Below are 19,703 nucleotides of genomic sequence, written 5' to 3'. Positions count from 1 at the left end.
TCGGAGCCCGGGTCAGTAGAAGAAGGCCGCCACGCCCCGCCCTGCGGCGGCAGCGGTCTCGCACCAACCCATGGAGGACTCGGCGGCCTTCAGCACGTAGGGGTCGATGGCGGCCTTCCGGTCCTCGGTGACCTGCTTCCACTGTTCGAGGGCCTTCTCGCACTCCGCCAGGCTCCACTCGCCGTAGAAGGGAAACCCCTCGGACGAGTACGGAATGGGCGAGGGGGCGCTCCCCGCGCCAAGGCCTTCGACGCTGACGGCGGTCACGCCCAGGTCCGCCAAACCCTCGTCGACCCTCGCGGTCCATCCGGCCCTCATCGGAGAGAAGTCCGAGTTGTCCAGGAAACGACCGTGGAACTCACAGATCCATTTGAAGGCGTAGTTGTACATGACGCTGTACCGCTCATCGAAGGGTCCACCGTCGATGACCGCGCGGATCGCCTCGTAGATGGGAAGGCCACCATCGTCGATGAGATGATCGAACTGGGAGTCGAAGTGGGCCAGGTGCTGCCTGAACCGCCCGCCGATCATCCGGCGCAGCTTTTCGTCCTTGGATCCAACGGATCCGTTCAGAACGTCGAGGTCGACCACGTAGGGCATCAGCGCGAAACTCATACCCCGGAAGCTACCGACAGCCACCGACATTCCCGGTTGTCCCCTGGGCCCCTACCGTCACCAACGATCGACGCGCACCGAAAGAGGGCATCCGTGTCGTATGCGGCGATGGGAAACTCTCACAGATCACCGAAGCGCTCCTCCGGCCGCACGCCCGGTGTTTCAGGACACGACCATCACACGATACAACTGTGGGGCCCAACGAATACCGACGATCCCGAAACGGCTACGGGGCCGACCGGCTCGCCGAAGCCCGTATTCAGTTGAATAATCCTCTCACTAGAAACCCCCACATGAGCGATCACAGACCCTATGTCGGACGGGTCTACGCGGCCCTGAGCACGTCGCTGAGCCTGCGCCCTTTGGAAACCTCAGGTACGAGCACAGAGCGGTCAGCGCGAGCGCTCCTACGCTCCCCCTATCCCAGAGGCATCAGTGGCGGATCGATCGAGTGGCACGAAGCCGCGGGGTGGTCTCTCTCGCTCTCTCCCACTGAAGAGCCAGAGGTACGGTATTGGATGAATCGAGGATCCGTCGTCGGTGTCTCCGCCGTCGCCGACTGGGTGTACTCGGTCATCGATGAGGTTCGGGGCGCGAGCGACGACACCCTCTTCACCTTGGTCGACCTGCACACGGAAAGCGTGCTACGCACCGAGACCACGGAGAAGATCGGCCAGGAGCTCGCGGCCTTCGATATCCACTCGAAGCGTTTCGGTGACCTCCAGGCAAAGGGGCAGTTCCCGAAGCAGAAGCAGCACGACACGGAGACGAGCCTCGCTGCTTTGGCGCTCACCGACGTGATGCACGAATTTCTCCTCCCTGGCCGGACCGACAGTGGTCAGTACGCCGTTCGCAGCGGCTCAGAATCGTGGAAACGCGGAACCTACCTGGGGCTTTTCCTCAACGAGCGGCCCGGGCCTGAACACCGTACGATCGCGGCTCTGGGTTTGGTGGCACCGATCGGAAAGTCCGGAACCTTCGAACGTAAGGTCGAGGTCTCCCACTTCACCGCCCTGTCACTACCGATTCCGGTGGAACATTTCTCGCACCTGGGCAAGCTCGTGCGGGACGCCTTCGACCGCAACCGAGGAATTCCCTCAGCCACCGGCAAGAAGATCCTGAACAAGTTGGCCGCGACCTCGGACGAGGCGGCGGAGCGGATCCGCTCCCTCGAAACACGGTTGGCCCTGGAAGAACCCGACATCAAGGACCGGCCTGTCCGCGCTCTGGAGAAGGACGCCGTCGGTGTGCTGTTCGAGGCCTTCGACATCGACCGGGAGCACCTGCTGAGTTGGCGTCCGACCGGTGACGGGGACCCGTTCCTCAGCGGCGTCAACGGTGCGCTGAAGGGAGGGCGCTACAACCCTCAGGAGAAGTGGCTGGTGGACTTCGACGCCACCCACCTGCCTGGCTGGTCCTTTCACCGGTCCGACTACGTGGCCTGGGGCGTGTTCACCAACAAGTACAAGTCCAGGTCGCTTCTGGTGGCCAACATCGATCGCACCCCGGTCGAACATGCCACGGGGGTGGACCTGGTCTACTACAACCCGCACGGTGGCAACTTCGTCATGCTCCAATACAAGGTGCTGGAGGAGACCGTGCGAGGCGGCCTGCACAGCAGCGTCGACCCACGCTTCCTCGAACAGATCGATCGCATGCGGGAAACCGATGAACGGTTCCGGGACCCCAACCCGCGCCATCACGACATCCGTCTGGTGGACACCCCCTGTTTCATCAAGCTCTGTGCTCCTCAGACGCGCATGTCCGCCGGTGTCGAGATCGCCTCCGGGATGTACTTCAGCCGGGAGCACTTCGAGATCCTGCACGAGAACGCCGAAGAAGAGGGTTACGCGAAGGGCAAGCGCATCCGGCGGAGGGAGATCCCTCGTTACCTCAACGGCTCCGACTTCATCTCACTGTTCTCCAATGGTTGGCTGGGTAGTCGGGGAACGGGGACCGAGCAGCTCTACCAGGAGCTGGAGGTGTCCCTTTCCTCGGGGAGGTCGGTGGTGCTCGGAGTACACACCGACGGGCTTCCGCTGATGAACCACAGCTCTGGCCGTTGGCCGGAGTAGCCGGCATACCGGTGAGCGGTTCGTCGGTCGCACGGCGAGGGGTAGCCGTTCGGTTGGCGTCCACTCGCGAGGACAAGGCCGAGATGGCCGACGAGCACCCTCACGGCGTTGTTCATCGGATACGCGGCCACCACTTCGATCACTTCGGTAAGGCCGCGGGAGACCGCGTATCGACATCGACCGGTCGGCGGCCATCGTTCTCGCATCGGATCCGGGCCCTGACGTTTCCTTGGTGGCCCTACTCGACGACCATCGTCAGCGAGCCCGGTCCGACCGAGTCCCGGCACGAGACGTGTTTGAGCTTCTTCGACGTGAACGACGGACCGGGTGAACGTTTCCGGTCGGCCCATGAGGCGATCCGGAACCTCGGGTTCCCGGCTCGATCTCGCGCCGGTTTCGTGCTGACCGGGTCTGGGGTCCCGCCCCGGCACCTGCCTCTGAGGAGGTGGCGCCGGGGCGTGGGGGTTTCGGGATCAGTGTTGGAACTGAAGGTCCCGGGGCAGTAGCCGGCTCTGGGATTGGGCCCACAGGTGGGCGAGCAGATCGTCGTAGGTCGTGGCCTCGTACATGCCGGTCGCGGAGGCCACCCAGAACGATTGAGTCGCCTCGCCGAACCATGTGATCAGGCCCCGGTGACGAGCTTGGAGAGCGGCGGCCTGGTGGTGCTCCAAGGCGAACTCGGCGCGGTGCCCACCCAGGCGGGGCAAGGTGCCGGCGCGCTGGGTGCGGCAGGTGCGGTGAACGCAGGACGCGTAGGCCGGGCCGGTGGCGGGGACCGGGCGTCGAGGGGCGGGGGTGAAGGTCGTGCCGGCGGAGTGGGTGGGGCGAGTGTCCACGGGGCGTCGCGGCGCGGGGATAGGGTGGTTCATCAGATCCTCTTTCCTTGCATATGACCGTGTTGGGTTTCGGGGGTTCAGGGCCCGGAAGAGCGTTGGCGCGCTCTCCTGGGCCCGTCTCATGTCCGAGACATGTCGTTAGTTGTGGCTGTGCCAGCCGCTGTCGGTGAGGTCGTAGGCCAGGTAGAGCCAGACGGTGCGGTACTCGGCATTGCCGTTGTCACCCCAGCTGGTGGCGAAGGCGTCGACCATGGCCAGCCCGCGTCCGGATTCGGCTCCCAGTTTCAGCCCGTCCGGGGCCGGGATGAGTTGCGCGTTGCGAGTGCGCAGGCCCCCTCGGTCATGGCAGGTCAGGCGGAGTCCTTCCTTGTTGCGGTGCACCCGCAGGGTGTAGGTGCCACCAGGTAGGCCGGAGAGGCTGTGTCGGAGCGCGTTGTTGGCGAGTTCACTGCCCAGCAGGGTGAACAGGTAGCGGTAGTCGCCCGTTTCGGTGGCCGCGCAGGTGTCCAGGAACGCTCGGACCAGCGGCATCAGCGCGGGGACTCCGGCAAAGTCGTAGCTACGGGCCCGGTAGTTGGGACGCTCCGGGAGCCCGGAGAAGTAGTGGCGCTGGAAGGGCCGGATGAAGCTAGCCAACGGCACCGTGGCCTCACCCTGGATCGGGACAGTGGTGGGCGCGAGGGCGGTTTCGGGCATGACGAACACACTCCTTGGCATGGCTGAACACATGAGTCGGGGGTCATGCGAAGTACCCGTTGGAGGAGTCTCACGGAGGCCGTGATGCGCGGAACGGGCAAGGCATAGCCTGGGCAGATGAACCCTGAGTGATCCACCGGTCACTGACTATACTTACATGATGCTGCTCGATTATCGAACTGTCAACGATAATCCAAAAGAACTTGGTCTAGAATCTCACCATGCACAGCCCCTTCAGCCCCACAGTGCGTCGACGACGACTGGCGCGCGAGCTTCGGCGACTACGTGAGTCACAGGGATTGAAGTTGTCTGTGGCTGCGAAAACCGCAGACGTACCTCAGTCCACACTCAGCAACATCGAGGGTGCGGACGCACGCCGCATCAAGGCGCGGGACATCGATGCCCTCGCTGGCCTGTACGGAGCCTCAGACGATGTCCGTACAGCGCTTCATGAGCTTGCGAAAGAGTCCAAGGAACAAGGCTGGTGGTCCAGTTACAAGGACGTCTTCGGCAATAACGCCATACCGGACTTCGAGGTCGAAGCCTCCATGATCCGGACCTATCAGTGCCAAGTCGTCCCTGGTCTTCTACAAACCCCCAGGTACAGCGAATCCGTCTTTCGAGGCGGACGTGCGTACTCGGATGACGAGGTCAGGCGCAACGTTGATGCCCGGCTACAGCGCCAGCAAGTCCTGGGCCGGTACCAGCCACCGCACTTTTGGGCTGTGATCGACGAAGCGGCCTTGAGAAGGCGACTCGACGATCCAGAGATCATGCGCGAACAACTACAGCACCTGCTGGACATGGCAACCAGAAAGAACGTGGACATCCAGGTGTTGCCCTTTGATGCAGGTATGCACGCTGGGTTGTCTGGTTCGTTCGTCTTGTTGGACTTCCCTAACCCTGCTGATCCCTGCATCGCCTACACCGAATCTGCAACAGCCAGCCTTTTTGCTCAAGATTCTGATGACGTGCAACGCTATGTCACGATTTTCTCGCACCTGAATTCAGCAGCGCTGCAAGCTTCGCGCACCACCCAGTTCATCCAGCAGATCATGGAGCAGGAGAAACTGACATGACCACCAGAGCCGGGCTGAGGTTCTTCAAATCCAGTTACAGCAGTGACCGGGTCGAATGCGTCGAGGTCGCTCACATTCCCACGAACTTCCAGAAGAGCAGCTACAGCGGACACGCTCAGAACTGTGTTGAGGTCGCCGAACTCCCCTGCGGCGCGGCCATCCGCGACTCCAGGCACCCCACCGCCGGATACCTCCCCTTCCCCGCCCCCGAGTGGACCGGCTTCCTCTCCTCAGCTCTCTCCCGCTAGGACCACCAACACCGACTTCCCTAAAGCGAGTACGGCCCGGGCTAGAGACCAGGCTCGGGCCTTCCCCTTTCCCGCCGCGTGATCGTTGCTGTCTCCGCTGCGCGCGTTAAGGCGGTGTCGTGTCCCCTTACGCCGTGGCAAGTGACTTCGACCCGCTTCGCTCCAACGGCGGTTGGGGGCTGTCGGGTGAGGGGAGGGTGGTTGGGGTCCAACCCCTCCGGCTGTGGCCGGCCGAATCCCTGAGCCTTCGTCTGGTGGGAATCGGTGCGTGCGTCCCCGCATGCGTCGGCAGAGAAACGAAGGGCCAAAACGGGTTAGTGATGGCCTGCGCGCCTCCCCGCGGTCGACCCCTCTGACGCTTCGGGCAACCAGCCGGTATTGCTGGGATGCCACCCCCTCTCAGAGCCATTTTCGGCGTAGAAGGTGGCTCTGAGAGGGGGTGGCGATCGGTTTCGGGCCCTGAGGCAGGCAACAGAGCCCCGAAGAAAAACCTACGGTGGCAGCGCTCAAGCAGACCTCCGCCGGCGACGGCCGTGGGCCTTCGTCCAGATTTCCGCCCCAGTCAGGGCATCTACTCCGGCGGCCCGGCTGTCCCTACTCCGGAAGCGCTTCGGGCTTTTCCGCCGCTCCCAATGATTCGGCGATGGCGGCGAACTCGGCGAGCGCGGCTTGCAGGTCCTCCACGATCTCGGCGGCGATGACCTCGGGCGGCGCTAGCGAGTCGACGTCGTCGAGTCCGGGGTCCCGCATCCAGGTGATGTCCAGGTTCACCTTGTCGCGCGCCAAGAGCTCTTCGAGGGTGAACGCCTTGAACCGCTCGGTCTCGACTCGCTTCTCACGATCCTCGCCCGGCTTGTAGCACTCGACGAAGTCATCCAGATGCGCCCTGGTCAAGGGGCTCTGTTTGAGGGTGAACCGCTGCCCGGTACGGAAGTCGTAGACCCACATCTTCTTGGTCCAAGACTCGCCGGAGGTCCGCGCCGGTTTCCGCTCGAAGAACAGAACGTTCGCATTCACCCCACCCGCGTAGAAGATGCCCGTGGGCAGGCGCAACATCGTGTGCAGGTCGAACCGTTGGAGCAACCTGCGCCGGTTGCTCTCCCCCGCACCACCCTCGAAGAGCACGTTGTCCGGCAGCACCACGGCGACTCGGCCATGGATCTCTAGAAGCGAAGCGATGTGCTGGAGGAAGATGAGCTGTTTGTTGGTGGTGGTGACCCGGATACCGCCCTGCTGAATGTGCTCGCGCTGCTCGGGGGTGAGGGGTCCGAGTTCGGCTTGCTTGAGGATGTGGGCGTGCGCGGCGAGGAGGAAACCGCCGGTGCCGACGGAAGGGTCGGTGATGGTGTCGCCTGCGGTGGGTTGAACACAGTCCACCATGGCGTCGATGAGCGCGGGGGGTGAAGTACTGTCCGGCGCCGGTTTTGGTGTCCTCCGCACCGGCTTCCAGGAGGGCCTCATAGGCGTCGCCGTTGACATCGACTCCTTGGAGGGACCAGTTCTCCTTGTCGATGTAGTCCTGGACCAGACGCTTGAGCTTGGCCGGGTCCTGGAGTTTGTTCTGTTCCTTGCGGAAGATCAGACCCAGTGTCCCCGGCTGGTTGCCAAGTTCTTCGAGCAGGTGCCAGTAGGCATTCTCATGGCCGCGTCTCAAAGTCCCCTAAAGAAGCTTGGGACGACCCGGTATTCAGCGCTTGGGAGGCCAATGATGACAAAGTGCGCAAAACCGTTCATTGCGCCCGCAATGTCTCCTGACCAGCACTGGACCGCCCGCTCTTGCCCGTTCTCCCGTGACCCGTGTCCTCGTCCTGTGGCAGGGTGACGTCAGGCGTCATCCCTCCCGGAATCCCTCCTGATCATCAGAAAGGCGTCTCGACACCGTGAAAGCCTCCGAGACACCGTTGCTCGACCTACTCGACCAGGGCCACCAGTTCGTGATCCCGATCTACCAGCGCGCTTACTCTTGGTCCGCGTCCGAGTGCGACCAACTGATGGCCGACATCGAGCGCGCGGGCAGCAATGACACGCTGAAGTCCCACTTCACCGGGTCGATCGTGCACGTGGAGAAGGGCTTGTCCAACCTGACCACTCAGGAGCCCAACCTGGTCATCGACGGGCAACAGCGGATGACCACGGTGACGCTGTTGATCGCCGCCTTGGCCCGCGTCCTGGACGGGTATCCGGAGGGAGAGCGTGAGCCGTGGAAGGGGTTCTCGCCCAAGAAGCTGCGCAAGCGCTACCTCGTGAACGACGACGAGGACGGTGAGGAGTACTTCAAGCTCCTGCTCTCGGAAAAGGACAAGGACACCTTGAAGGCGATCGTCGGCGATGCCCCTTTGCCCTCGGACGCCTCCGAACGTGTGCACGAGAACTTCGAGAGCTTCCTGAAACACCTGAGCAAACCGGACACGGACCTCGCGGCGGTCTGCCGGGGTTTGGCGAAGCTGGTCGTCGTCGACATCCGCTTGGACCGCACGCACGACAATCCGCAGTTGATCTTCGAGTCCATGAACTCGACCGGGTTGAGGCTGACCCAGGCCGACCTGATCCGCAACTTCGTGTTGATGGGGCTGAAGCCCAAGGTGCAGGAACTCCTGTACACCACCTACTGGCGGCCCATGGAGAAGGACTTCGGCCAGGCCGCCTACGAGAAGCAGTTCGACGACTTCGTCCGGCACTACCTCACGGTGGTGACCGGGGAGATCCCGCGCATCGGAGACGTCTATGGGGCCTTCAAGACGTACTCGCGACGCCACGGTGCCGATGGGGGGACGATCGATTCACTGGTCAAGGAGCTCCGCTCCTACGCCTCGCGGTACTGCGCCGTCGCCCTGGGACACGAGCAGGACAAGGAGCTCGCCGCGGCCTTCCGGGATCTGCGGGAGATCAAGGCGGACGTGGTCTATCCGTTGCTGCTGGAGCTCTACACCGACTACCAGCACGAGGTCCTGACCAGGGATGAACTGATCTCGATCGTCGGCATGGTCACGTCCTACATCTTTCGCCGCGCGGTCTGCCGTGTACCCACCAACTCACTGAACAGGACGTTCAGTACCTTCACGAAGGCGATCGACAAGGAACGGTACGTCCCGAGCGTCCAGGCCCACTTCCTGGGGTTGAAGAGCTACCGCGCGTTTCCCACCGACAAGGACTTCATCGACGAACTGACCAGCGGCAACATGTACAACTTCCAGCGCAGGTCCTATCTCCTGCGGCGGCTGGAGAACTTCGGCCGCAAGGAACGCGTGTCGATCGAGGACTACACGATCGAGCACATCATGCCGCAGAACGAGAACCTCTCCCGAGAGTGGCGCGACGACCTCGGTGGGGACTGGGCCCAAGTCCACACGCGCTACCTGCACACACTCGGCAATCTGACGCTGACCGGTTACAACTCCGAATACGGCGATCTCCCGTTCGCCGAGAAGCGCGACATGCTCGGTGGTTTCCGGGAGAGTCCGCTTCGGCTGAACCAGGGGCTGGGCACGCTGAACACCTGGGATGAGGAAGGGATCGTGGGGCGCGCCGAGAGGTTGGCCGCATGGGCGCTGAAGGTCTGGCCCCGCCCGGCCCTCCCCGAGGGTGTCGCGGCGACCGACGTGCCTAAGCCCGAGTCGAGTTACACCATCGAGGACCATCCGAACCTGTCACGCCCCACCCCACGGGCACTCTTCGAGAAGTTCAGGGGAGAGGTGCTCGCTCTGGACGATGCCGTCAGTGAAACGTTCCTGAAGAACTATGTCGCCTACAAGACCGAGACCAACTTCGTCGACGTGGTCCCGCAGACCGAACGACTGAAGCTCATTCTGAACATGCCGTTCGAGGCACTGCACGACGAACGTGGCATCGCCTTGGACGTGACCGGCAGGGGCAAGTGGGGCAACGGAAACGTTCAGATCGACCTGAACGAACAGTCGGACCTCAACCACATCATGGGCCTCGTACGACAGGCGTACGAGTACCAGGTCGGTGTCTGAGCCGTCTGGTGCGATCAGACCGATACGCCGATCGAAGCTACTCAAAACCGATCACCTCCGCGTGGAGAGGCGATCGGCCCGAGACGGAAGGGGGCGCCGGCCCCACCGTCCCCTTCCAACAGGAAACGTCCTGAAGGAAGGCTCGGGCGGGACCGACCCTGGGCATCGCGCTGGTCGAGACGCCCTCGGCTGCTTACGGGTCAGCCGACGGCGCCCGTCATGGCGGGCAGGTAACCCTCGGAGTGACCGGCCTTGTTGGGGTGGTAGGACTCGTTGATGGGAACGGTGGTGCCGTTGATCCACGGCTCGTCGGCGCAGACCCGGTTGCCCTCGAAGCCGCCACGCACGTCGACGTAGGTCAACCCCGCCGCCGCCACACGGTCTTCGATGCCGCCCGCGAGGACATCGGCCATCTGGTTCAGCCTCTCGCGCTTGGTCTCGCCGATGCTACCGACGCCGCATGGTCCGAGCTCGAACAGGCTCGGGTAACCCAGGACCACGACCTGTGCCTGGGGCGCGGCCTCGGTGATCGCGGCGTAGGTCTGGTCCAAAAGGCCGGGCAGTACGTCGCGGACGTCGTTCTCGGCCTCCTCGCCTCGCTCGTCACAGGCGGCGTCGCTGCCGGTGCGGCAGGTGGTGATGACGTCGGCGAATCCGACGTCGTTTCCGCCGATGGTGATGGAGACCAGGTTCGTTTCCGGGGTCAGGGCGGATATCTGGTCGTTGAGCACGTCGGTGGTGGTGGCTCCGGCACAGGCGACGAAATCGAAGGAACCGGGCGCGTGGGAGGCGGCCCAGAGCTCGGGAAAGGCCGAAGGCCCTCGCTTGCAGTCACCGGAGTCGTCGTAGTCGCGGGTTCCCAGACCGGAGGAGTAGGAATCACCGAGCGCGACATAGTTGATTTCGGCGGTTTCCGCCGACACGGGTGCGGCGAAGATCAGGGGGATGAAGGCAAGGCCGGATACGGCCGCCAAGGCACGACTGACGGACAAGGGGGTCTCCGCTCGATGAGGGGGATCGGGGGCTGATAGTGCGGGTGTCGTGCGATATCAGCGCTGGCGAAGAACGGGGAGTTGGCCAGTGCGATATCGATTGAATGGTCGGGGATAATGAAATGAACATCGGAAGTTTGGGGGCAAACTACCGACCGGGCTCATGATTCCTCATGGGATTGCGCAATGACAAGACCTACTGGCATTGACTTACACGGCGCGGATCAGGACGACCGGAAGAACCCTGTCAGAGGAGGGTGGGGGTGATGGGGCAGGAGACCCCGGAGGCCCAGAGGACGGAGACCGGGGGTTCGGGTGGTGGGGTGACTCCGGCGGCGGACAGGAGGTTTCCGTCCAGGTGGAGCAACTCCGCCTGATGCAGGGGCCAGGGGCGGTGGCTCACGCGCACCCACCAGGTGCGGCCCACATGGCGGGTGTGCAGGCCCCAACGGGCGGTGAGGAAGTGCTCCAGTCGGCTCGGATCGGGTAGGGGATCGCCGACTCGTAGGCTCCAGGAACCGGAGGCCATGCCGGGGAAGCGACGGCGGACCGCACCGGCGCGCCGGCCGTCGGGTCCGCTGCGCAGGGATACGTCCGACCAGGTGTAGGGCAGGCCGGACAGGCTACGGGCGGCCGCGACCACGGGGGCGGAGTCGGCGTCCATGGTCAGGAAGACCACCCCGCGTCGCCCATGTTCGTCCACGGAGTACAGGCGCACGTTGACCTCGGCGAAGGCGCCGGCGGGCACGCTGCCCAGGGCCAGGGTGCTGGGTACGCGGAAGGCGACCAGGCCCACGTAGGTGGACCCATCGAGGGTGTCCGGGCCGGTCCCGGCCGGGAGCAGGTGCGCCACGGCATCGGGTTCCACCCGCCAGTGCACGAAGGCGACGTCCACCCAGGCCTGCCGCAGCGGTGCCGGGCCCGGCATGGGTGGAGGCAGGTGGGAACGGGCGTCCCACCGGCGGGTTCGAGTGGCCGTCTCCATACGACACATCCTGCCTTGTGGGGAGGGCGCCGGGGCTCCCGAAGGGTTCGTGTCCGTATGCTGGCCGGCGGTCCGGGTGACCACTGAGCGGCTCAGGGTGGACCGGGTGGAGGCCTCCGCCTCCGAGTTGAAGGATCTCGTCGAAGGAGCCCGATGGAGTTCACCGGCCTCAGTGCCTTTCCGCTCACCCCGTTCACCTCTGAAGGCGAGGTCGACGAGGCCGCGTTCGTGGGTCTGGTCGACCGCCTGGTCGCGGCCGGGGTCGACTCCATCGCCCCGCTCGGGTCGACCGGTTCGTACGCCTACCTGAGCCGGGAGGAACGCGCCCGGGTGGCTCGGGTGGCGGTCGAGGCGGCGGGGGACGTTCCGGTGATGGTGAGCGTCGGGGCGGCGCGGACCCGGGACGTGCTCGCCCACGCCGAGGACGCGCAGGCGGCGGGGGTTTCGGCGGTGCTGCTCGCACCGGTCTCCTACCAGCCGCTCACCCCGGAGGACGTGTTCGGGTTGTACGAGGAGGTGACCCGGGAACTGTCGGTGCCATTGGTGGTCTACGACAACCCCGGCACCACGCGTTTCACCTTCACCGATGACCTGTACCGGGCCGTGGCGGAGCTTGCGGGGGTGGCCTCGATCAAGATCCCCGGGGTACCGGTCGATCCGGGGGCGGCGAGCGAGCGGGTGGGAGGCTTGCGAGAGCTACTGCCCGAGCACGTGACCATCGGGGTCTCCGGCGATCCGTTCGCCGCGACCGGACTGAACGCCGGGTGCGAGACCTGGTATTCGGTGATCGGTGGAACCCTTCCCGAGGCGAGCCTGGCGATCAGCCGCGCCGCGAGCGCGGGTGACGCGGCGGGCGCGGTGGCGGCCTCGGAGCGGTTGCGGCCGCTGTGGGACCTGTTCGCCGAGCACGGAAGCCTGCGCGTGGTCACCGTGGTCGCCGAACACCTGGGCCTGGTGCGTGGGCCGAGCCTGCCCTCCCCCATCCGTGGGTTGTCGGGACGGGCGCGGGCGAGGGTGGTCGCCGTGGTGGAGGAATCGGGGTTGGAGGGGTAGGGGCGCCTCACATCTCCGTGCGCGGTCACGACCCCGGCGGTACGGTCTCGTCTTCGTGACGAAACTCTGACCGGAAACCGTTCTCCGGCCCGGTTCCGGTGGGCCCGGTCGACGCGTTTCACCGCCCGCGGGAGGCGGTTCGCACTGGCATAGGGTGTGGCGGCGGGTTCGCGCCGCACGCCGGTCCCCGGTCGTTCCCGCGGTCGGACAGGACGCGAAGGACACGGAACGAGGTGGCAGGGTGGCTCGCTGGTTCGGCGGACGCTGGAGGAAGAAGGCCGATCCCGGGGAGGTCGCGGAGGCCTCGGGTGCGGCCGATTCCGCCGGGCGGTCCGCTCAGGGCCCGGAGGATTCGGGGGACCTCGAACCCGCGTCCGTACCGCCCGGCCTCTACGACGGGGCCGACGAGTTGATGGATCGGGCACACGCCCACCTGGACCAGGACGAGTTCGCGCGGGCCGAGATCCTCTTCGACGCGGCCGCGGACGAGTACCGTCGGGCCACCGAATCCCTGGGCACGCGTCGGGCCTCGGGCGAGGTCGTCTTGAAGATCGCCATGGCGTCGCGGACGCGCGGCAAGGCGCTCATCGAGCTGGGCCGTTTCGAGGACGCCGTCAACGCGGGGGCGGAGGCGCTCGCACTGCTCCAGCAGTTCATCCCCGACCAGGACTTCGAAGCGCTGGTCCGGGACGCCCCCGAGCTCGCCGACAACTACGCCTCGACCCTGGACGACGTGGTCGTCGCCCGGGTGAACGCCACGGTGCGGGCGGCGCAGGAGGAGCGCGCCGACCCCGAACTGCTGGAGGAGACGCTCCTGCACGCGAACGCGGCGCTGACCGTGCGCAACCTCCTGCTCGACCGCGACGCGCCCCGGACCTGGCCCGGGCTGGCGGGGGCCCTGGTGTCCTTGGGGCACCTGGAGATGTTGCTGGGCGACGGGGGCAAGGGGGTGCCGAGGGTGACCAAGGCGAACGCGATCCTGCTGAACGTGGACGCCACCGACCCGCTCAAGCGCAGGGCGGCCGAGGCCCTGCGTGCCGCCGAGGGCCTCTACCCGGAGATCCTGAACGAGAACCCGGTGCCCACGGACCCGCGCGAGGCCCTGTGAGCACCCACCGATCCTGAGCCGCCGGTCGTCGACAGGCGTGCGGGTCGTCCACGGGCGGGTCGGTGTGGCCTGGCGGAGGGCTGGGCCGACGTGCCGGGACGTGCTCACCCTCACTCCGGCCGCTCGCGCCCCCTCGTCGCGGTCCCGCCGTCGTCGGGACGAAGGCGAGCGCCTTCGACGTCGACGTCGGGCAGCGCCCGGTCCAGCCACTTCGGTAGCCACCACGCCGCCTTCCCGAAGAGGGCCATGACCGCGGGGACCAGCGTCATCCGGACCAGGAAGGCGTCCACCAGCACACCGACCGCCAGGGCGAAGGCGACCGGCTGGATGGTGGTGTTGTCGCTGAAGACGAACGAGGCGAACACCGCGATCATGATGACGGCCGCGCACACCACGACGCGAGCACTGGCCCGGAACCCGGTCACGACGGCGTGGCGCGCGTCGCCCCCGTGCACGAAGTCCTCACGCATCCGGCTGACCAGGAAGACCTCGTAGTCCATGGCCAGCCCGAACAAGGTACCGATCAAGACGATGGGCAGGAACGACAGCAACGTTTCGGTGGGGGTGACGCCCAGCAGGTCGGCGCCGTGGCCCCACTGGAAGACCGCGACGGTGGCGCCCAGGGCCGCACCCATGCTCAGCACGAAGCCCAGCGCGGCCTTGACCGGGACCAGGATGGAGCGGAAGACCAGCATCAGCAGGATCAGGGCCAGGCCCACCACGACGATGAGGAAGAGGGGCATGGCCTCGGAGAGGCGTTCGGAGGTGTCGATGCTGGTCGCGGTCGCCCCTGTCACGGAGATCTCGGCGCCGGTGCCGTCCTCCCAGCCCGACCGGGCGTCGCGGATCTCGTGCAGCAGGTCCTCGGTGGCCACCGCCGAGGGGCCCTCGTGCGGCACGGCCACGACCATGGCGGTGTCCTCGTCGTCGTTGTGGAGCGGAGGCCGTACCTCATCGACGCCGTCGAGGTCCTCCAGGTTTTCCCGGACCCGGTCGGCGTCGTCGGTGTCCGGCGATTCCACCACCACCAGGAACTGGGCGTTGTACCCTTCCCCGAACTCGTCGGTGATGATGTCGTAGGCCCGATGCTGGGTGCTGTCGGGGGCGCTGGACTCGTCGGTGGGCAGGCCCAGTCGCATGCCCAGGAGCGGGAGCATGGTCAGGCCCAGCACGACGAGCACGGCGACGGTGATGGGCAGTGGGTGTCGGGTGATCACGCCGGCCCAGCGGGAGCCCAGGGTCGATTCGGCGGTCAGGGCTCGTTGGGCACGCCTGCCCAGGACCGGCACTCGGCCCGTGTTCAGGTGGGATCCCAGTAGGCCCAGGATGGCGGGGAGCAGGGTGAGCGCCACCAGGACGGCGAAGGCCACGGTCATCGCCGCGGCCACACCCATGACGGTCAGGAAGGGGATCCGCACGATGCCCAGGCCCAGGAGCGCGATCACGACCGTGATACCGGCGAAGGTGACGGCGCTGCCGGCGGTACCGATGGCGCGGCCCGTGGATTCCTGAGGATCCATGCCGTCGGAGAGCTGTTGGCGGTGGCGGGCCAGCACGAACAGGCTGTAGTCGATGCCCACGGCCAACCCCAGCATCAGCGCCAGTAGAGGGGCGGTGCTGGTGAGCTCCAGGACTCGGGAGAGCGCGTAGAGCAGGCCCATGCCGGCGCCGGCACCCGCCAGGGCCATGAGGAGGGGGATACCCGCCGCGACGATCGCCCCGAAATTGACCACCAGGACGATCAGGGCGACCACCAGACCGACGCCCTCGCCTCCCTTGACACCGGCGACCTGTGCCGCGGTGATGGACTGTCCGCTGTACTCCACGGTGAGACCGGAGGCCTCGGCCTGGGACCCGCTGTCGAGCAACTCGTCCACGACCCGGGGCGGCACGCTGCCGTCGGGGTCGGTGAACTGGACGGTGAGCAGGGCCGTGCTCTCGTCCTCGGAGACGACCGGGATCTGTTCCCAGACCTGTTCGTCGAGCTCTTCATCGGCCTCGGCGGGCAGGTCGTCTTCGGTGATGGCGCGGTCGACCTCGGCTTCCACCCGGGGGCGGACCTGGTCCTCGTCGAACGCGGGCGCTTGGGCCCGGACCTGTTCGCGCGCCTGTTCCTCGGCCTGTTCCAGTGCGTCGTCACGGCCGGGGGCGCCTTCGGGGAACTGCGCCTCCACGGCGGAGCGCGCCTGTTCGACCGCCTCGTCCTCGGCGTCAGAGAGCTCGGAGTCGTACTCCTGACGGGCCTGACGCATCCCCTGCTCCACCATCGTGGCGCGCAGTTCGTCGCTCTCCAAAGCGGTTTCGTGGCCCTGGTCGTGGAGGTCGAAGGGGTCGGTGACCGATTCGACTCCGTCGAGGTCCTCGATGTGCGCGGCGGTGGCGCGCACGGCCTCCTCGTAGGTGTGGGAGGTGACCTCCTCTCCCTCGGGTGCCTGGAGGACGACGGTGGCCTGCCCTCCGCTACGTTCGGGAAAGCGTTCCTGGAGGGCGTCCACGGTGTCCTGGGATTCGGTACCCGGGATGGAGAAGGAGTCGGAGACGGGGGCCCGGAAGACGAACGCGGCCGTGCCCAACGCCGCCACGAGCACCACCCAGGCCAGGACCACCGACCATCGGTGCCGGTAGCAGAACTTACCCAGGTGGTAGAGGAACGTGGCCATCGCGCTCGACCTTTCGTGAGTGGGTGGTTCGAACGTGCGTGATCCGGCTACCTTCGATTTTCGTCGCCTTCCGCGATGAAATCCTCACACCGGGTGATGGATTCTTGTGTTTCGTGGGGGGCGTGTCGCCCGAACGCACTGCGGGAGGCCGATTCGGGAGCGAGGAAGCAGGAGGTTCCGGGAACACCGGCGCCGACACCCACCGCCCTGACGGTGTACGCGGGGTGAGCAACCGGTGAACGTCGCCGGGCGGCTCTCCCCCGCTCTGGACACCGTCCGTCCCACCGCACAAGGATCGGTTCCCTGCCGGGCCACGAGCACCGAAGGCCCGGTATGGCAGGAGGATCCGCGGGTTCGGGAGGGACCAGGGTGAGCCGACCGACAGGCACACGGTGGCGGCCGGCCCATACGGGGCTGGTCGGCGCCCTGGCCACGCTGGTGGGTGCGGGCACCGCCTTGCAGGAGGTGCCCGGGCTGTTCCCGGAGGGCGCCGGGGTGTGGGTCGCGTTGTCGGGGTTGCTCGGCACCGCGGCCGCGGTCACCGGCCAGACCCTCCTGGAACGTGCGGATCACGCGCGGGCACCCGAACCGGATCCGATGTCGCGGCCACGACTGCGTCCACGGTTGCCGCCGCCCACCGACCACTTCACCGGGCGCGACGAACTCATGTCCGAACTGCCGGCCCTGTTCGACCGTTTCCCCCGACCCGGCGCCCGGAGCCTGGTGGACCGCTTTCCTCGTCCGGGTCGGGGAAACGACTCACGTGGTCCGTTGGTCATCGCGATCACAGGTGAGGGCGGCACCGGCAAGAGCGAGCTCGCGGTGCAGATCGCCGACCGGGTCGCGGACCGTTTCCCCGACGGGAAGATGGAGTTCGAGCTGTACGGCGCCGCGCCCCAGGGCCCGGCGGGTGGCCGCTCACCGCGAGCGCCCGAGGAGGTCCTCGCCGAGATGGTCAAGGAGATGGGCCGGCACCCCACCGAGGACGCCTCGTTGGAGGAACTCAAGGGGATGTGGCGGACCGCGACCGAGGAACGCCGACTGCTGCTGGTGTTGGACAACGCCAAGGACCACAAGCAGGTCGAGCCGTTGCTGCCCGGTGGGCGAGGATGCGCGGTGCTCGTCACCGGCCGCACCACGTTCGCCGGCGCCGACCGTTCCATGGTCCAGCGTCCGCTGGACACCCTCAGCGACAAGGAGGGGCTGGAGCTGATCGAGCGGTTGGTCTCGGCCTCGGGGCGCGCCCTGACCGAGGAGGACCGGGCGGCCCTGCCCGGGCTGGTCGAGGCCTGCCATGGTCTGCCGTTGGCGATCCGGCAGGTGGGAACGCAGATCACCCGCAGCAACTCCACGAGCGCCGCCGAACTCCTGACGGACATGCGCGAGTCGAGATTGCTGCCCGGGCTGTCCTCCTCCCTGGCCTTCGGTCTGCAACAGTGCGAACCCGGGGAACGGCTGCTGCTGGGCCGGTTGGCGGGCGCCGGGCTGACCACCTTCACCGCGTGGGCGGCCGCCGCCCTGGTCGACTCCGACGAGGAGGAGGCCATGGGCATGTTGGAGAACCTGAGCGACCGGTATCTGTTGACCTACCTGTACCGCAGCGCCGGGTTCAGGCGCTTCCAGCTGCATGACCGGGTCCGGGCCACCCTGCGGGGCGAGGGCCCGAACCTGTTGGGGATCCCCGAGGAGGAACGGCCGGACTGGTCGGCGGAGCGGCTCAAGATCGCGGAGCGGCGGTTGTTGGCCGCCTACGCGCGCCGGGCGGAGGCCGCGGCCCGACGGGCCGCCCCGCACGAGTGGAACGTGGGTGTCGCGCCCGCCGATCCTTCCGAGCCGGCCGACCGCTCCCGTATGGTCCCCGCCCCGGACGACCCCCTGGCCTGGTTGGAGTCCGAGCGACGCGGGTTCGAGGTGTGCTTCCAAAAGACCAGGCCGGGCCGGACCGGTGAGCCGGTCGACCCTCGGCTCATCGTCCACGGTCAACGGTTGCGGCGGGCGTTCGCCGTGCTGTGCCGGACCGGGCGCAGACACTGGTCCGCGATGCGCGTCGCCACCCAGGAGGCCACCGTTCTGGCCCTGGAGTCACAGGATCCGTCGGCCTACGGCGTGGCGTTGCTGGACCGGGCCGAGGTGGCGGGCGGGCACGGGGACCACGACACCGGGTACGAGCGGGCGCTGACCGCCCTGCACGTGTTGGAGGGGGTGGAGCCGGCGGTGGATCCGCGCCGGCTCGCGCGGGCGCACCGGGCGATCGGGGTGAACCTGTACCGCAGGGGCGACCTGGACGACGGGCGGGACGAACTGGAGGTGGCCAGGCGGATCTTCGAGGAGCACGACGATCCGTGGTGGACGGCGCGCACCTTGTGCAACCTGGCCGAGGTGGACCGTTTCCAGGGTCACCTGGAGCGGGCCTACGACCTGCTCTTCCAGGCGGAGGCGTTGATCGCCGGCTCGCGGGACCTGCCCGAGTTGTCGTCGCGGGTGCAGTTGCAGCGCGGTGAGGTGTTGCGGCTGCGCGGGTTCACGCTCAACGCCTGGTTCGTGCTGTCCGACGGGTTGGAGCAGCTGAGCCGGGCGTCGAACGAGTACTGGTACCGGGCGCGTTTCCTGCGTTCGTTGGGTCAGTTGTCCACTCGGGACCTCAATCGGGAGGCCGGGGAGTGCGAGCTGTTGTTCGCGCCCTGGCGTGCGCGGGATCGCAGGTCGCAGGCGCGGGACCCGCGATGGCGGGCCCTGCAGGAGACCAAGGTGCGCGCGCTGTTCGTGGAGGGGTATCCGGAGTACGCGGAGCGTTGCGCCCGTCCCGGGCCGTCGCGGTGGTCGTTGGGGCGGGCAGGACGGTTGCGGGACACCTGGAAGGTGGAGCGTCAGGTCGAACGGTTGCGCGAGGCCGAGCGCACGTTCGAGGAGATCGGCGATGACTGGGGGCGGTGGCGCACCTGCCTGGTGTTGGGCGAGGCGCTGCTGGACCACGGCGGTGGCGACGGCAAGGAGGAGTTCCTACGGGCCGCCCGGGGGTTCGAGGAGCTCGGCGACAAGTGGTGGCACGCGCGGGCGCACCGCCGGGCCGCGGAGTCGTTGCGACGGGCCGGTCGACTCGCGGAGGCCGAGGAGCTGGCGCGGGTGGCGATCGAGGGGTATCGCGGGCTGCGGCACCGGTCGGGGCGGCTGCGCGCGACGATCCTGCTGGCCGAGATCCTGGCGGTGCCCAACCCGGTGGCGGCGTGGCGGATCCTGGACCAGGCGCGGGCGATCGCGGAGGAAGGGGTGCTCTCGGGCGACGTCCCGGAGTCGCTGCTGCGGGAGATGGAGCGGTTGTCGCACCGGACCCGGGCGTTGAAGGAGGCCATCGAGAGCAGTCGGCCGAGTTGACGCGGCC

At 66.9% G+C, this 19,703-nt stretch carries 15 protein-coding genes; 8 read left to right on the top strand and 7 right to left on the bottom strand.

Features of this window, described 5'->3' with window-relative positions:
• Positions 1-12: 12 nt before the first annotated feature.
• A complete protein-coding gene (locus ACWGKS_RS00520; RefSeq protein WP_358507348.1) occupies positions 13-615 on the bottom strand; it encodes a DUF7691 family protein in 603 nt (200 codons plus the stop codon).
• A 518-nt stretch (positions 616-1,133) separates the two neighbouring features.
• Here ACWGKS_RS00520 and ACWGKS_RS00515 point away from each other — a divergent pair.
• Positions 1,134-2,690 (top strand): hypothetical protein, encoded by a 1,557-nt coding sequence (locus tag ACWGKS_RS00515; protein WP_358507346.1) that lies wholly within the window; start codon positions 1,134-1,136, stop codon positions 2,688-2,690.
• Positions 2,691-3,163: 473 nt separating this feature from the next.
• On the opposite strand, the gene ACWGKS_RS00510 is transcribed toward ACWGKS_RS00515, so the two are convergent.
• Positions 3,164-3,559 carry a hypothetical protein gene (locus tag ACWGKS_RS00510; protein ID WP_358507344.1) on the bottom strand — a complete coding sequence of 132 codons (396 nt, stop codon included), beginning with the start codon at positions 3,557-3,559 and terminating at the stop codon, positions 3,164-3,166.
• A gap of 105 nt (positions 3,560-3,664) precedes the next feature.
• Positions 3,665-4,222 carry an ATP-binding protein gene (locus tag ACWGKS_RS00505; protein ID WP_358507342.1) on the bottom strand — a complete coding sequence of 186 codons (558 nt, stop codon included), beginning with the start codon at positions 4,220-4,222 and terminating at the stop codon, positions 3,665-3,667.
• A gap of 221 nt (positions 4,223-4,443) precedes the next feature.
• Here ACWGKS_RS00505 and ACWGKS_RS00500 point away from each other — a divergent pair, with 221 nt between their 5' ends.
• On the top strand, positions 4,444-5,301 hold the full coding sequence (locus tag ACWGKS_RS00500) for a helix-turn-helix domain-containing protein (protein WP_358507340.1): 858 nt from the start codon (positions 4,444-4,446) through the stop codon (positions 5,299-5,301).
• On the top strand, positions 5,298-5,549 hold the full coding sequence (locus tag ACWGKS_RS00495; RefSeq protein ID WP_358507338.1) for a DUF397 domain-containing protein: 252 nt from the start codon (positions 5,298-5,300) through the stop codon (positions 5,547-5,549). Before ACWGKS_RS00500 ends, ACWGKS_RS00495 begins: the two co-directional genes overlap by 4 nt.
• A 594-nt stretch (positions 5,550-6,143) precedes the next feature.
• Here the strand turns inward: ACWGKS_RS00495 and ACWGKS_RS00490 are convergent.
• Positions 6,144-6,929, bottom strand: a complete 786-nt coding sequence (locus ACWGKS_RS00490) for an HsdM family class I SAM-dependent methyltransferase (protein WP_358507336.1) — start codon at positions 6,927-6,929, stop codon at positions 6,144-6,146.
• Between ACWGKS_RS00490 and ACWGKS_RS00485 the strand changes: the two genes are divergently transcribed.
• The gene (locus ACWGKS_RS00485) at positions 6,928-7,371 is read left to right on the top strand and encodes a hypothetical protein (RefSeq protein WP_358507334.1); all 444 of its coding nucleotides are present in this window, start codon (positions 6,928-6,930) and stop codon (positions 7,369-7,371) included. The genes ACWGKS_RS00490 and ACWGKS_RS00485 overlap by 2 nt on opposite strands.
• A gap of 58 nt (positions 7,372-7,429) precedes the next feature.
• Entirely contained in the window at positions 7,430-9,526 is a 2,097-nt protein-coding gene (locus ACWGKS_RS00480) for a DUF262 and DUF1524 domain-containing protein (RefSeq protein ID WP_358507332.1), read from the top strand.
• Positions 9,527-9,726: 200 nt separating this feature from the next.
• Here ACWGKS_RS00480 and ACWGKS_RS00475 read toward each other — a convergent pair whose 3' ends face one another.
• Complete coding sequence (locus ACWGKS_RS00475; RefSeq protein WP_358507330.1) at positions 9,727-10,518, bottom strand: SGNH/GDSL hydrolase family protein; 792 nt, start codon at positions 10,516-10,518, stop codon at positions 9,727-9,729.
• 247 nt (positions 10,519-10,765) lie between these two features.
• A complete protein-coding gene (locus tag ACWGKS_RS00470) occupies positions 10,766-11,503 on the bottom strand; it encodes a DUF2071 domain-containing protein (RefSeq protein WP_358507328.1) in 738 nt (245 codons plus the stop codon).
• A gap of 153 nt (positions 11,504-11,656) precedes the next feature.
• Between ACWGKS_RS00470 and ACWGKS_RS00465 the strand changes: the two genes are divergently transcribed.
• Positions 11,657-12,556 (top strand): dihydrodipicolinate synthase family protein, encoded by a 900-nt coding sequence (locus tag ACWGKS_RS00465; RefSeq protein WP_358507326.1) that lies wholly within the window; start codon positions 11,657-11,659, stop codon positions 12,554-12,556.
• Positions 12,557-12,797: 241 nt separating this feature from the next.
• Complete coding sequence (locus ACWGKS_RS00460) at positions 12,798-13,664, top strand: tetratricopeptide repeat protein (RefSeq protein WP_452521332.1); 867 nt, start codon at positions 12,798-12,800, stop codon at positions 13,662-13,664.
• Between the two features lie 110 nt (positions 13,665-13,774).
• On the opposite strand, the gene ACWGKS_RS00455 is transcribed toward ACWGKS_RS00460, so the two are convergent.
• The gene (locus ACWGKS_RS00455; protein WP_452521331.1) at positions 13,775-16,324 is read right to left on the bottom strand and encodes an MMPL family transporter; all 2,550 of its coding nucleotides are present in this window, start codon (positions 16,322-16,324) and stop codon (positions 13,775-13,777) included.
• A 369-nt stretch (positions 16,325-16,693) separates the two neighbouring features.
• On the opposite strand from ACWGKS_RS00455, the gene ACWGKS_RS00450 reads away from it, so the two are divergent.
• Entirely contained in the window at positions 16,694-19,696 is a 3,003-nt protein-coding gene (locus tag ACWGKS_RS00450; RefSeq protein WP_452521329.1) for an NB-ARC domain-containing protein, read from the top strand.
• The last annotated feature ends 7 nt before the right edge of the window (positions 19,697-19,703 follow it).

Source organism: Nocardiopsis sp. NPDC055879 (assembly GCF_053615935.1).
The sequence above is the reverse complement of the archived record's forward strand: the minus strand, read 5'-3'. Positions and strand labels throughout refer to the sequence as shown.